This is a genomic window from Xanthomonas hortorum (assembly GCF_011305375.1).
GTDB classification, from domain to species: domain Bacteria; phylum Pseudomonadota; class Gammaproteobacteria; order Xanthomonadales; family Xanthomonadaceae; genus Xanthomonas; species Xanthomonas hortorum_E.
On record NZ_VCME01000010.1, the window covers coordinates 74,738 to 88,424 of the forward strand.

Here is a 13,687-nt window from a genome sequence, read left to right on the forward strand (position 1 = left end):
AGGATAGGCGGCCGCGCTCAACCAAGCGCGAGGGTGTTGAATTGCAGAATGGGCAGCAGGATCGACAGCACGATCACCGCCACTACGCCGCCGAGCAGCACGATGATGGCCGGCTCCAGCAGGCTCATCGCCGCGGTGGTGAACGACTCGAATTCGCGCTCCAGATAATCGGCAGCGCGTTCCAGCATCGGCGCCAGGCGCCCGCTGTTTTCGCCGCTGGAGGCCATGTACAACAGCGTCGGTGGAAACACGCCCGCCCGCTTCATCGCCGCGGCCAGGCTGCCGCCCTCACGAATCGCGGTGACCATGTTGTCGGTGGCCAGCCGCAACGCGCGGTTGTCGACGGTGCGCGCGGCGATCATCAAGCCTTCCATCAACGGCAGCCCGCTGTTGACCATGATGGCCAGGGTGCGCGCCATGCGTGCGGCATGCAGATCGCGGATCAACCGGCCGAGCAAGGGCGCACGCAGCAACGCGCGGTCGGCCGCCAGGCGCAGCTCCGGGCGCTTGAGCAACCGCAGCGCCGCGATCACCGCAATGACCAACGCAATCAGTAGCGGAATGCCCGCATGCAACAGAAAGTTGGAGACGCCAATCACCATGCGCGTCAGCAACGGCAACGCACGCCCCATCGAATCGAACTGGTCCACCACCTTGGGCACCACGAAGGTCATCAGCACGATCACCACCGCACCGGCGGTCAACGCCAACGCCGCCGGATAGACCAACGCAGACTGCAACTTGCTGCGCACCTGCGCTTGGCGCTCCAACAGATCCGCCAACCGCTCTAGCACCTGCGGCAACGCACCGGCGCTTTCGCCCGCGGCCACCATCGCGCGATACAGCGGCGGAAACGCGTTGCCCTGGCGTGTCATCGCATCGGACAGACGGAAGCCTTCGACCACCAGCCCGTGCGTCTGGCTGGTGACCCGGCGCACGCCGCGGCGTTCGGACTGGGTGCCGATGGTGCGCAGCGCTTCTTCCAACGGCGCGGTCTCCACCAGCGTGGCGAGCTGGCGGGTGAACAGCACCAGATCCTTGCCGCTGAAACGCGCCGGGCGCACGCTGCTGGTTGCAGCAGCCACCTCCACGCGCACCGGCACCCACTGCCGCTGCTCCAGCTGCGCACGCGCACTTTGCGCGTTGTCGGCAGTGATCACGCCCTGGCGGCTGTACCCGTGCAGATCGAGCACGGTGTAATCAAACCGTGGCATGTGCATCGTCCTGCTGGCGGGTGACGCGCAGCGCTTCCTCCAGTGTGGTGAGACCTTGCAGCACCGCCGCGCGCGCGGCATCGCCCAGGCGCGGCGCGCGTGCGAAGGCCACCGCCGCTAATGCATCTTCGTCGGCGTTGTCGCCGATCAGGCGGCGCATTGCATCGTCCACCGCGATGGCTTCGTAAATGCCCACGCGCCCGGCATAACCGCTGTGATGGCAGGCTGTGCAGCCCACCGCGCTGTAGATCGTTGCCGCGTCCGTGGCATCCAACATCTGGCGCGTGCCGGCATCCAGCGGGCGCGGTGCGCGGCACTGCGTGCACAGGCGCCGCACCAGCCGCTGCGCCAGAATCAATCGCAGGCTCGATGCGAGCAGAAACGGTTCGATGCCCATATCGCGCAGGCGCGTGACCGCGCCCACCGCATCGTTGGTGTGCACGGTGGACAGCACCAGGTGGCCGGTCAAACTGGCCTGCACGGCAATCTGCGCGGTCTCGGTATCGCGGATCTCGCCGATCATCACCACGTCCGGGTCCTGCCGCAGGATCGCGCGCAGGCCGGCCGCAAAGGTCATGCCGACACGTGCGTTGACCTGGGTCTGGCCGACACCATCAATGGCGTATTCCACTGGGTCTTCCACCGTGAGGATATTGCGCGAACCATCGTTGAGCAGGCTCAGCGCCGCATACAGCGTGGTGGTCTTGCCCGAACCGGTCGGGCCAGTGACCAGCACGATGCCGTTGGGCACCTGCAAGGCGCGCTGCACCGTGTGCATCACCGCCGGCGGCATGCCCAACTGTGCCAACGACAGCGTGCCCTGCTCCTTGTCCAGGATTCGCAGCACCACGCGCTCGCTGCTGCGCGTAGGCAGCGTGGAGACACGTACATCCAACGCTTTGGCACCCATCACCAACGACACGCGGCCATCTTGCGGAATGCGTTTTTCGGCGATATCCAGGCGTGCCATCACCTTGACGCGCGACACCAGCAGCGGGGCGATGCGTCCGGGCAAGGTCGCCGCTTCGCGCATCACGCCATCCACGCGCAGCCGCACGCGCAAGCGCGATTCGTAGGATTCCAGATGCACATCCGAGGCGCCCAGGCGTGCAGCCTCGGCGATGATGCCGTTGATCAAGCGGATGATCGGCGCATCGTCCTGGCTGTCGAGCAGATCGGCGGTGGGGATATCGTCGATCAACGAATCCAGGCTGCCGTGCAGATCCAGCGCCTCCACCTGCACGCCCTGCTCCATGCCGGCATCGGCGTAGATCTCCGACACATGCCGGTCGAACACCGACGGCGCCAAGGTGCGTACCTGCAGTGGCACACCCAGCGTGCGCCGCAACTCGATCAAGGCCTGCACATCGCCACCTTCGCGCAGGCCGATCTGCGCAGCGCTGTCGCTGCCGAGCAGCACCACGCCGTGACGCTTGGCGAACGCATACGAAATGCTGGCGCGCGCACTGCTCATGGCATCAGCGCTGCACGGGGCGTGCGCTGGGCGCAGGCGTCGGTGCTGGCGCCACCGACGATGGCGCGGCCGGCAACTGCGGCGGCTGTGCACGCAGATAGTCGCGCACCAGTGCATCGAGCGCGGCTTCCGGGTCGCCATCGGCCAACTGGCGATCGCGCAGATAGTTGTAGCGCGGTGCGGTCATGCGCTGCGCATCGGCCGCATCGCGGATGATGGTCGGGCGAATGAACACCATCAGATTGGTCTTGTCGCGATTGCGCGATTTATGCCGGAACAGCGCGCCCAGGCCGGGCACATCGCCCAGCAGCGGTACCTTTTCCACGGTCTGGCGGTCGTTCTGATCGAGCAGGCCACCGAGTGCGACGATGGCGCCGTTTTCCACCACCACGCGGGTTTCGATCTGGCGCTTGTTGAACACCAGCTCCGAGGACTGCGCGCTGACCGGCCCGGCGATCGCCGATACTTCCTGCTTGATCGCCAGCGTGATGCCACCGGCCGTATTGATCTGCGGGCGCACTTCCAGCTGCACGCCCACATCCTGGCGCTGGATGGTGCGGAACGGATTGACGTTGGCGGTGCCCAGCACTTCGCCGGTGGTGATCGGCACTTCCTGGCCGACCAGAATGCGCGCCTGCTCGTTGTCCAGCGTCATGATCGACGGTGTGGACAACAGGTTGGAGCCGGTATCGCTCTTGACCGCATCGATGATCATGCCGAACACCGCATCGTTGCTTTGCCCGGCCAGGCCGATCAAGCCGCCGCTCAACCCCAGCAACGATTGCGCGGCCACATTGCGCGCCTGCTCCAGCACCGAATCGTCTTCGCCATTGTTGCTGCGCGTGCCGGCAGCCGCAGCGGCCAGCGGCACGATGCCCGGCGCTGCACCGCTGTATTGTGTGGCGATCAACGGCACCGTGCCATTGCGGCCGGCCAGCAGCAGCTGCACGCCCAGGCGCTTGGCGGCGGTGTCGGAGATCTCCACCACAATCGCTTCGACCAGGACCTGCTCGCGATGCACGTCCAGCTGCCGGATCACGTCCATCAAGGCGCGCTGGGTTTCCGGGTCGGCGTTGATGATCAAGGCATTGGAGCCTGGGTAACGCACGATCACCGGGCGCTTGCCGGCAGCCGGTGCAATCACCTGCGTCTGTGCACCACCGGCAGCGGCCGCCACATCCACGGCAGTCGGGCGCGCATCCTGCCCAGGCTGCGCGTCATTGCCTGGCGTCTGCCCGACCAGCTGCTGCAACACGGGCAGCAATTGTTCGGCACTGGCGTGTTGCAGACGCACCACGCTGACATCGCCACGGCGCTCGGCGCGTCCATCCAGATCCACCGCGGTGCGCACCACACGCTGCACCAGCGCCGGATCGCCGCGTACGATCAGCGAATTGCTGCTTTCCACCGGCAACACCGACAGCACATTGCTGCGCTCGCCGGCCTGGCCGAACAGCGAGGTCAGCGTGCGCGCCAGTTCCTGCGCCGAGCTATTGCGCAAGGTCACCGTGTCGATCGCCGCGCGGTCGGTGTCGATCTGTGCGACCAGGCCGCGCACGCGACGCAGATTGTCGGCGTAGTCGGCAATCAGCAGGCTGTTGCCTTGCGGCATCGCCATGATCACCCCGCCGCGGCCGATCAAGGGCTTGAGAATCTCCGCAGCGCTGCGTGCATCCACGCGTTGCAAGGTGAACACCTGCGTGGCAAATCCCAGGTTGCCGTTGGCTGCGCTGCCAGGCTGTTGCGCTGCGGTGTCGTCGGGAATGATGCGATAGGTCGAAGGACCACTGGACACCGCGATCAAGCCATTGGCACGCAACACCGCCAGCAGCATGCCGAGCAAATCCTCTTCCGACATCGCCTGCGCACGCGCCACATTGACGGTGCCCTGCACGCGCGTGTCCACGATGAAGGTGATGCCGGTGGCACGCGACACATCCTGGATGAAGGCGCGCAGGTCCACATCTTGCAAGCGTACGGCCGGCGCATCGGCGGCATGCAGCGACACCATCGGCACCGCCGGCAGTGCGAACAACAACGTGGCTGAAAGCAGCCATACAGGGCGAACAGCGGTCATTGCGGGCGCTTCAAGGTCATGGTGTGGGTCTGGCCGTCGCGGCGGTAGGTCAGCGTGGCCGCCTGGCCATCGCGCAGTTCGTCCTGCAGCTCGCGCAGGTGTTCGGCATCGAGCGTGCGGCCATTGATTTGAGTCAGCACATCGCCCGGTGCCAGGCCGGCCTGGCGCAACAGTGCGCCATCGCCGCGCGGCATCACGGTGAAGCCGCTGCCATCCGTACTTGCAAGCAAACCGGCGGTCGTCAGCAGTTGTTGCGGGTCGACGGAGGCGGCGACTGTGCCAGCCGCTGTGCCGACATTCGACATCACGGCAGGTGCCGCGCTTGTCGCTGTTGTCGCGCTCGTTGCAGGCGATGCGCTCGACGACGCCGCCGTGGATTCGACCAACGCCAGACGCCGCAAGCCGTTGCTTGCACGCAGCAACACGTGATCGCTCGCGATCGCGTGCACCACCACGCCAGGCACCACGGCATCGCCCACGCGATACGCGCCTTGCTTGCCATCGCCACTGCTCAAAAACGCAGCCGCTTGCGTACCGCCTGCGCGTACCCCATGCAACACGATGCCGTCGCTGTTGCTCTCGGGCCCGCTGCGGTAGAACACATCGCGGCGCAGTGCGGGCAGATCCGCATTAGCTACCGTGGCGACCTGGCCAGTGCCCAACGGCCCGATCGGTGTGATCAACACCCACAGCAAGCGCGCGCACTGCAGTGCCAACACCGCAAGCAGCACGCAGGCCACCGCAGTGCGAACACCACGCAGCGTCATCACGGGTTTCAAGGAGGGCAAAACGCGCTGCAAAGCGGACATCCGTCTCAGGATTGCGGTCGGATGACAGAATGCGGCAGCAATGTGTCAGTTCAAAGAAACCGATGACACATGCCGACACACGGCGACACACCATCAAACGCAAAACGCCCGCCATGCGAGGCACAGCGGGCGTTTGCGTTGACAGCTGTACGCGTTGGATCAGAAGCGCGCTGTCACACTCAGGTCATACGTCACGCCAGGCTGGTACTCGTACAGGTCCACCCGGTTGCTGCCCAGGCTCTGGTATTCCTGATACTTGGTCTTGAGCAGGTTGCGTGCCGCAAAGTTCAGCGACAGCGTATTGCCCGACCACACCAGACCCTTCTTGATCACCAGATCCAGCGAGGTGCCCGGCTTGTCGATGTAATCCGGCTGCCCCGGGCGGCCACGCGCCGACACCCGCTCGCCGACATAGTTGGCGATCAACGTGGCCTGGCTGTGGGTGCTTTCGCTTTCCACACCGATCTGCAGGTTGGCGATGTCGTCGGACTGCCCCTGCAAGGCCGAGCCATCGCGGATGAACAAGGTCGCCTGCACCGGCGCAGTGAAGCCGAACGGCTGCACGGTGTCGCCATCGCTGGCACTCACCTCCGACTTGGTGCGCGTGTAGTTGCCGGACACGAACACCCGGTTGTCGCCCCACCAGTCACCCGCGATCGGCAGGTCCAGATACTTCTTGGCTTCCAGCTCAATGCCGTACAAAGTGGCTTTGGGCGCATTGATGAAGCTCTGCACGATGCCGCCACCGGGTGCATCGTTGACGATGGCTTCGATCGGCTTGTCGATGCTCTTGTAGAACGCGCCAACGGTGACGTACTGGCCCGGCTCGAAGAACCACTCGTAGCGCGCATCCAGATTGACCAGCTCGCTATCGACCAGGAACGGGTTGCCGAAGAACTGGCGGTCGATATCCGGATCCAGATACTGCTGCGGTGCCATTTCGCGGAACTGCGGCCGTGCGATGGTCTTGGAGGCACCAAAGCGCAGCTGCTGGTTTTCGGCAAAATTCCAGGTCACCGTGGCCGATGGCAGCGCATAGCTGTTTTCCAACGGTGCCACGCTGTCCTGGCGCGTGCCGCTGAAGATGTCGTACGGATGCACCGCCTGTGTGGCGTCCTCATAACGCACACCGACGGTGGCGCGCAGGGTCGGTACGATCTCGCCTTCGGCCTGCAAATATGCGGCCTTGACCTTCAAGGTCGCATCGTACGCGGCCGCACCGAAGCTGCCGGTGGTTTCGCGCAGGCGCAGCAGATCGTTGCTGAGGTTGAAATCGGAGATCAGGTAATCCACACGCTGGAACTGGTTGTAGAACGGCAGCGGGCCGTCCAGCGCCAGGAAGCGGAATTCGCGGCTCCACGCCGTGCGGTCGTTGTCCAGATAGGCCAGACCACCCTTGACGGTGAGGTCGTGCTCAATCGGCAGGCGCCAGGTCACATCCACACCACCGCTGGCCACCTTGTCGTCGACCTTGCTGAAGCGGGTGTAGTTCTGCACGCGCGAGGCATCGTGCGCCCAGTAGCCATCCAGCAACTCGTAACGAATGCCGGTTTCGTACGGCACATCGCGGCTGGCGTTGGCCACCGCTGCGCGCCATTCGATCTTCAGGTCATCGTATTGCCCAAACGCATGCGTACCGCGCAACTGGTTGTTGATCAGCTGGCGCTCGTACCACTCGGTGTTGTCGTCGCGCACATCGAACCCGGCCAGCTCATCGCGGCCGGCACGGCTACGCGCCACCTTCAAGGCGTCGTGCACATACAGGGTGGTCCAGCCGATGGTGTGGCGGCCGTATTCCCAACCCAGGCCCAGCATGCCGTTGGTGCGCACGTTGTTGCGGGTGGTGGCGAAGTCGTAGTTGGAATTGAACTCGACCGTGTCGCCGACAAAGATGCCGTCCTGCTGCTTGCCGGTGCGCGTGCGCCATTCGTTGTCGTAACTGGCCACTGCAATGATGCCCAGCTTGGCTTCGCCCACGTCCATGCTGTAGCCGGCGCTGCCGCCGACATTGACGTCCGGGGCGATGCTGTCCTTTTCCTGCAGCACATACAGGTTGGCATTGTTCAAGCTGCGGCCGATGCTGCGGATGTCCTCGCGCGAGAAGCTGCCCAGGTCGACGCGCCGGCCGCTCTGGATCGCATCGCGCAACGCGGCAGGCTGCTTGCGCGTGCCATCGTCATAGCCCCACTCGTCATCGCCGGAGCCGTAGTAGGTCAGGCCTTTTTCGCCGGTGCTGACGCTGTTGACGCCGCCGCCCACGGTGAGCGAGAGAAACGGTTTGTCCGGCACCGTCATCGATTGCAGATCGATCACGCCGCCGCCGAATTCGCCCGGATAATCGGCCGAATAGGTTTTTTGCACGGTCACGCTGGCCAGCACATCGCTGGGAAACAGATCCAGCGGCACCACGCGCTGCATCGGCTCGGGGCTGGGCAAGGGCGAGCCATTGAACAACGCCGAGGAATAGCGCTCGCCCAGGCCGCGCACATACACATACTTGCCGCGCGACAGGCTCAGGCCGGTGACACGCGTCAGCGCCACCGCTGCGCTGTTGTCGCCGGTGCGCTCCATGTCCTCGCGGGTGATGAAGGACGCCACCTCGGAAGTCTGCAGCATCGGTTCGGGAATGTACTCGCCACGCACCACGACCTGGTCGAGTTGCTTGGGCGCACTGGTGGTGGTGCTGGTAGTGCTGCTGGTGCCGCTGCTGGAATCGGCATCGGTGGTGGTCGACTGCGCCAGCGCAGCGCCGGAAAACAACAAGGTGGAAATGGAAAGAGACAGGCCCGTCCGCGAAAGACGGGCGACAGCGGAGGTTCGCATCGTGGGAGCCCTGGCAACTGAAAGATGAAGCTGGACGCATCACGCGGCGACCATCGGGCCGCCACGTGACGCTGTGCCTCAGCAGGGACGATCGGCGGTCAGACCGCAGGTCCAGCCCTGCCACCAGGTGTCGTTGGCATCACGCACGCCACCGATGTAGTTCACCTGCTGGAAGAAGCTGCTCACCCCGTTCAAGCCCTGGAACGCCGGCACGGCAGTTTCGTTGGCGCCATTGACGAAGGTGTTCTGCAACGTGGACACACCGTTGGCAACGTTGTTGGTACCGGCCGCAAACTGGGTGGCCGCACGCGCATCGCTACCGAAGGCGGTCGGGCAGGCGAAGAACACCGAGTTGAACGTGCCCAGGGTATCGGCATCGGCCAGGTTGAAGCACACCAGGCCATCGCCGGTGCCACCCGCCGGACGCGTAAACACCGAGTTGTAGAACGCGGCCTGTGTGCCCTGGTTGAGCATGATCGCCGCACCGGCGCGCGCATTGCCCACGTAGGTGAAGTTGGCCACCTTCGGACGCGAATACGGCTGGCGACGCAGGCTGCTCCACTCGTTCATGCGGTCGCCGCCACCGGCGCGCTGCACCACGATGCCGAACTGCAAGGCGCCGTTCCAACCGGCATCGGTATCCAGCGAATCGTCGTCGGCACCGGTGATCACCACGTGGCTGCCGTTGACCGACCCACCGAACCATTCGATGCCGTCGTCGGAGCTGTTGTGGATCTGCACGTAATCCAGACGCGTGCCGTTACCCACACCGGCCAGGGTGATGCCCTGCAGCTCGTTGTTGGGCGAAATTTCGAAGCCCGAATACATCACGCGCAGATAGCGCATGGAGCCGCTGTTGTCGGTGACGCTGTTGCCGCCATAAAACGCGTTGGTGCCTTCCACCTGCGCCTGACATTCCGGCGTACCTGACACGGTGGTGCCCGGGCAGTTGTTGATGGCCGCACGGCCCAACACCACAATGCCGCCCCACAGGCCGATGGTATTGGCCGTGACGGTGCCGTCCAGCGCCTGACGCGCGGTGAACACGATCGGTGCGGTCGCGCTGCCTTCGGCAAAGATCTGCGAGCCGCGATTGACCACGATGTAGTCGCTACCCGACGAGCCGTACAGGGTTGTGCCCGGCTCGATCGTCAAAATGCCCTGCGCGCTGCCGGCGGCCGGTGCAATGGCATTGCCGCCGCGGTCGGTCCCCACGTTGACGCGGCCACTGATCGAATACGCAGTGCCTGCACGTGCCGGCACCACCAGATTGCCGGTAATGGTGTCCGGCAACTGGCAGGCACGCAGCGTGTTGTTGGCGATGGTGCCGACGTTGGAAAAACCAGTCGGGCAATCCGCGGCCGGGCCGGTCGGTGCCGGTGCAGGCGTCGGTGCCGGCGTGGGCGCCGGGGTCGGTGCAGGAGCGGGTGTCGGTGCGGGCGGAAACGCGCCCTCGCCAGGCGAAGCGACGCGGTCGGCACCACCACCGCAGGCGGACAGCGCCAGTGCGGTACCAAACGTCATCAGTAATGTCTTGCTGCTGTTGCGAACGGCCATGCGGCTGATCTCCAGGTCAAAAGGTCCGGTATGAAGAGGAGTCGTCAAGAATTGGTGGCGTTCCGCGCACTGCAGTGGCGAGCACGTTCAAGATCCCCGTCACTTTTATAGGGGCTATGTGTTGCATTTGTCTTACCGCGACACATTTGACATAAAGCTGCCACACGTTGGCATGCACTGTAGGGCGATGACATCGACCACTATTCCCGCCGCCCTGGGCGACTGGATCATTGCGCAGGCAATGGCCGGCCAGCCGCCCGAGCAAGCGCTACAACCGCTACTGGATCAGGGCTGGAACGAGCAGGACGCCATCGACGCGGTAGAAGCATTGCTGCGTGAGCACATCCAGCAACATGCAGTGACACACAGCCTGCCGCTACCGGTGCGCGTGCCTGCGCTGTTGCAGGACAACGATGCCTCGCTGCTGGATCTGGGCGACCGCCAAGTGCGTGTACTGGTCAGCCTGCTGCTGCCGCGCGTGGTGGTGCTGGGTGGTTTTTTGTCCGATGCCGAATGCGATGCCTTGATCGCACTGGCACAACCACGCCTGGCACGTTCGCGCACAGTGGATAACGACAACGGCGCGCAGATCGTGCACGCCGCGCGCACGAGTGACAGCATGTGTCTGCAACTGGGCCAGGACGCGTTATGCCAACGCATCGAAGCGCGCATCGCACGCCTGCTCGATTGGCCGGTAGACCACGGCGAAGGATTGCAGGTCCTGCGCTACGCCACCGGCGCGGAATATCAGCCGCACTACGACTATTTCGACCCAACCGCCGCCGGCACGCCGGTGTTGTTGCAGGCCGGCGGTCAACGCCTCGCATCGCTGGTGATGTATCTCAACACGCCCGAACGCGGCGGCGCCACGCGCTTTCCCGATGCACATCTGGACGTGGCTGCCGTCAAAGGCAACGCCGTGTTTTTCAGCTACGACCGCCCGCATCCAATGACGCGTAGCCTGCATGCCGGCGCACCGGTACTGGCCGGCGAAAAGTGGGTCGCAACCAAGTGGCTGCGCGAACGCGCGGTGCGTTTGCCCTAGTCAGTCTAGCGCGCGGTGCCCTCACCGCACCAGACAGTTTGCTGGTTGCTTGAAAACATGCACACCGACTATCTCGACCGGTCCTTGCCCGCTCACCAGCGCGGGACCTTACGCGGCATGGATGCCGCGTAAGAGCCTACACGGACGTACTTGCGGCGTGTCCCGCGATGGTGAGCGGGCAAGGGCCCTGCAACGAACTGGCAGCCCTACGCTCTACGCCTGCTAACCACACAGAAAAATCAGCGCGACCCAAACACCCGCTGATCCACCCGCAACATCACCAATCGCAGCCGCGTCCACGCAAGACACAACCCGGCAAGGATGCCCAAGGTATCGGCCAGCGCATCGTAGGGATCAGCACTGCGATTGGTCGTCAACGCACCTTGCGCAATTTCGATACCGATCCCCAGCAACACCAACCCGAACGCCGCAAACAACAACGCCCGACGTGTGGCGAACAATTGCACCGCACCCCAACACAACAACGCGAACGTCAAAAAGTGCTCGGCCTTGTCGCTGTTGGAGGGTAGCTCCGGAAACTCTGGCGGTGGCCCCAGGCACACCGCAATCACCACGAAAATTGCCGCGACCCACAAACCCACCCACAACCACGGCCGATAAAACGGACGCAGCGCAGACGTTACAGCCGCCATGTGAGATCGCCCGCCAGAAATGCCGGCGCAAAATCGACATCGCGCGCAAAGCCCATCACCTGGAATCGCTCGCCCATTTCGCTGGGCAAGGTCAAGCGTTTGATCTGCTCGCGCAAGCGCATGCGCCCCACCTCATCGGTGCGCGTATCGGCCTGCGCCAGTAGCGCATCTAATCCATTGCCCAACAGAAAGCTCGATTGCGTGCAGTAACCGGCCAACTCGAAACCGGCACCGGTGCCGGCCTCGGCCAATGCGGTGAAGTCTACCGACGCGGTCAGATCCTGCAGACCCGGCCAGCGATACAGATCCTCATGCATGCGATGACGATAGAACGCACGCAAGGTGCCGTCTTCGCGTTGTGCACGATAGAACTCGCCACGCGGGTAACCGTAGTCGACAAACAACATCGCCCCGCGCTTCAGACCACCGGCCACCGCCTGAATCCAGTACGGCAACTGCGGCAACAACTCCGAGCGATACCCATCGGCAAACGGCTGCTGCAAGTAGCGCTCCAGATGACGCACCGCTGCACCCAGCAACGCATCGGCCGGCTGCTCGCCACGTGCAAACTGCTGCTGCGCATCCAGCACCACGGTTTCCTCATACACCTCGCCATCGCGCAGCGCGAAGCGCGGCGTGGGCAATGCGTCGATCACTTCGTTGGCGAACAGCACCCCGTCCCAATCGTCCGGAAACGGTGCATCCAGCCACTCGACCAGATCGAACACCGGCGGTATCAGCGTGCGCCCCAACCGCTCGCGCTGACGTTCGCGCAAGTCTGCACTGGGCTCCAGAATCGCGTAACGCTCGGGCAGCGCATCGAGCTCGAGCAGGCGCTTGAGCGTGACTTCGGCAAATGCGCCGCTGCCACCGCCTACTTCGAGCACGCGGGCACTTGGGCCAAGTTGCTGCAACACCGGCGCCAACGCACCGGACACGGTCGCTGCGAACAACGGCCCAAGCTCGGGCGCGGTGACGAAATCGCCTGCCTCGCCAAATTTGCTGGAGCCGGCGCTGTAATAGCCAAGACCCGGCGCATACAGCGCCAGCTCCATGAAACGCGAGAACGGGATCGCACCACCGGCAGCGGCGATTTCGGCGCGCACATGCGCAGCCAGGCGGCCGCTGTGCGCCAAGGCGTCCGAATCGGGAGTGGGAAGGTCGGCGTGCATGCGGGCACCAGTTGCGGGGACAATGCACAGGATAGCCGAGCCCTTTGCAACGCCCAGCGAGTACGCCATGACAGACAGTTCCAAGGTGGTCTTGATCACCGGCGCAGGCCGCCGTATCGGCGCGCAGATCGCCACCACCCTGCATGCGGCCGGCTACCGCGTGGCCTTGCATGCGCACCGCTCCGGTGAGGCGCTCAGTGCGCGCGTAGCCGCGTTGTGCGCGCAACGCGCAGGCAGCGCGCTGGCCTTGCACGCCGATCTGCGCTTGCCGGAGGCACCGGCGCAACTGGTCGCCGACTGCATCGCCGCGTTCGGCCGCCTGGATGGCGTGGTCAACAACGCCTCGGCGTTCTATCCCACCAAGCTGGGCGAAGCGACCGCAGCGCAATGGGACGAGTTGTTTGCAGTCAACGCGCGCGCGCCGTTCTTCATCGCCCAGGCTGCGGCCGCACAGCTGCGCCAGCACAGCGGCGCCATCGTCAACCTCACCGACCTGCATGCCCAGCAGCCGATGCGCAATCACCCGCTGTACGGCGCGTCCAAGAGCGCGCTGGAAATGCTGACCCGCTCGCTCGCACTGGAACTGGCACCGCAGGTGCGCGTCAATGCGGTCGCCCCCGGCGCGATTCTGTGGCCGGAAGAAGGCAAGTCTTCCGACGCCAAGCAGGCCCTGCTCGCGCGCACGCCGCTGGCACGCATCGGCACGCCCGAAGAGATCGCCGAGGCAGTGCGCTGGTTGCTCGATGAAGCCAGCTTCGTCACTGGCCATACCTTGCATGTGGACGGTGGCCGCCAGCTCAGTTGAGCAACTGTCCAGGCGGCCAGGCGCGCTGCCGCGCACCCTCGCTCCATGTGCGCTGCGG

Annotated in this window: 10 protein-coding genes; 2 read left to right on the top strand and 8 right to left on the bottom strand. The window is 64.7% G+C overall.

The window, feature by feature from the left end; translation table 11 throughout:
• Positions 1-17: 17 nt before the first annotated feature.
• The 6 genes from gspF to FFY45_RS11075 all read right to left on the bottom strand — a co-directional run bounded on the left by gspF (position 18) and on the right by FFY45_RS11075 (position 9,954).
• Positions 18-1,214, bottom strand: a complete 1,197-nt coding sequence (gene gspF / locus FFY45_RS11050; RefSeq protein WP_176340466.1) for a type II secretion system inner membrane protein GspF — start codon at positions 1,212-1,214, stop codon at positions 18-20.
• Entirely contained in the window at positions 1,201-2,688 is a 1,488-nt protein-coding gene (gspE, locus tag FFY45_RS11055; protein WP_176340467.1) for a type II secretion system ATPase GspE, read from the bottom strand. The genes gspF and gspE overlap by 14 nt, the downstream gene beginning before the upstream one ends.
• 4 nt (positions 2,689-2,692) lie before the next feature.
• The gene (gene gspD / locus FFY45_RS11060) at positions 2,693-4,765 is read right to left on the bottom strand and encodes a type II secretion system secretin GspD (protein WP_176340468.1); all 2,073 of its coding nucleotides are present in this window, start codon (positions 4,763-4,765) and stop codon (positions 2,693-2,695) included.
• Positions 4,762-5,574 (bottom strand): type II secretion system protein N, encoded by an 813-nt coding sequence (locus FFY45_RS11065; RefSeq protein ID WP_176340469.1) that lies wholly within the window; start codon positions 5,572-5,574, stop codon positions 4,762-4,764. Before FFY45_RS11065 ends, gspD begins: the two co-directional genes overlap by 4 nt.
• A 159-nt stretch (positions 5,575-5,733) precedes the next feature.
• Positions 5,734-8,397: a TonB-dependent receptor domain-containing protein gene (locus tag FFY45_RS11070; protein ID WP_176340470.1), complete on the bottom strand. Its 2,664-nt coding sequence runs from the start codon at positions 8,395-8,397 to the stop codon at positions 5,734-5,736.
• Between the two features lie 78 nt (positions 8,398-8,475).
• Positions 8,476-9,954 (bottom strand): beta-helix domain-containing protein, encoded by a 1,479-nt coding sequence (locus FFY45_RS11075; RefSeq protein WP_043889440.1) that lies wholly within the window; start codon positions 9,952-9,954, stop codon positions 8,476-8,478.
• Between the two features lie 187 nt (positions 9,955-10,141).
• On the opposite strand from FFY45_RS11075, the gene FFY45_RS11080 reads away from it, so the two are divergent.
• Positions 10,142-10,999 (top strand): 2OG-Fe(II) oxygenase, encoded by an 858-nt coding sequence (locus tag FFY45_RS11080; RefSeq protein WP_176340471.1) that lies wholly within the window; start codon positions 10,142-10,144, stop codon positions 10,997-10,999.
• A gap of 239 nt (positions 11,000-11,238) precedes the next feature.
• On the opposite strand, the gene FFY45_RS11085 is transcribed toward FFY45_RS11080, so the two are convergent.
• Together FFY45_RS11085 and FFY45_RS11090 are read right to left on the bottom strand one after the other, a co-directional pair.
• Positions 11,239-11,652, bottom strand: coding sequence for a VanZ family protein (locus tag FFY45_RS11085; protein WP_176340472.1), 414 nt, complete (start codon positions 11,650-11,652; stop codon positions 11,239-11,241).
• Positions 11,640-12,893, bottom strand: coding sequence for a class I SAM-dependent methyltransferase (locus tag FFY45_RS11090; RefSeq protein WP_176340473.1), 1,254 nt, complete (start codon positions 12,891-12,893; stop codon positions 11,640-11,642). Before FFY45_RS11090 ends, FFY45_RS11085 begins: the two co-directional genes overlap by 13 nt.
• Here FFY45_RS11090 and FFY45_RS11095 point away from each other — a divergent pair.
• A complete protein-coding gene (locus tag FFY45_RS11095; protein ID WP_176340474.1) occupies positions 12,892-13,629 on the top strand; it encodes a pteridine reductase in 738 nt (245 codons plus the stop codon). The two genes, FFY45_RS11090 and FFY45_RS11095, sit on opposite strands and share 2 nt — an antisense overlap.
• Positions 13,630-13,687: the final 58 nt, after the last annotated feature.

Bases quoted from the DNA above. Each gene is read 5' to 3' on its own strand.
- gspD (WP_176340468.1), bottom strand. From the start codon at position 4,765: ATGACCGCTGTTCGCCCTGTATGGCTGCTTTCAGCCACGTTGTTGTTC.
- FFY45_RS11065 (WP_176340469.1), bottom strand. From the start codon at position 5,574: ATGTCCGCTTTGCAGCGCGTTTTGCCCTCCTTGAAACCCGTGATGACG.
- FFY45_RS11070 (WP_176340470.1), bottom strand. From the start codon at position 8,397: ATGCGAACCTCCGCTGTCGCCCGTCTTTCGCGGACGGGCCTGTCTCTT.
- FFY45_RS11080 (WP_176340471.1), top strand. From the start codon at position 10,142: ATGACATCGACCACTATTCCCGCCGCCCTGGGCGACTGGATCATTGCG.
- FFY45_RS11095 (WP_176340474.1), top strand. From the start codon at position 12,892: ATGACAGACAGTTCCAAGGTGGTCTTGATCACCGGCGCAGGCCGCCGT.
- gspF (WP_176340466.1), bottom strand. From the start codon at position 1,214: ATGCCACGGTTTGATTACACCGTGCTCGATCTGCACGGGTACAGCCGC.
- gspE (WP_176340467.1), bottom strand. From the start codon at position 2,688: ATGAGCAGTGCGCGCGCCAGCATTTCGTATGCGTTCGCCAAGCGTCAC.
- FFY45_RS11085 (WP_176340472.1), bottom strand. From the start codon at position 11,652: ATGGCGGCTGTAACGTCTGCGCTGCGTCCGTTTTATCGGCCGTGGTTG.
- FFY45_RS11090 (WP_176340473.1), bottom strand. From the start codon at position 12,893: ATGGCGTACTCGCTGGGCGTTGCAAAGGGCTCGGCTATCCTGTGCATT.
- FFY45_RS11075 (WP_043889440.1), bottom strand. From the start codon at position 9,954: ATGGCCGTTCGCAACAGCAGCAAGACATTACTGATGACGTTTGGTACC.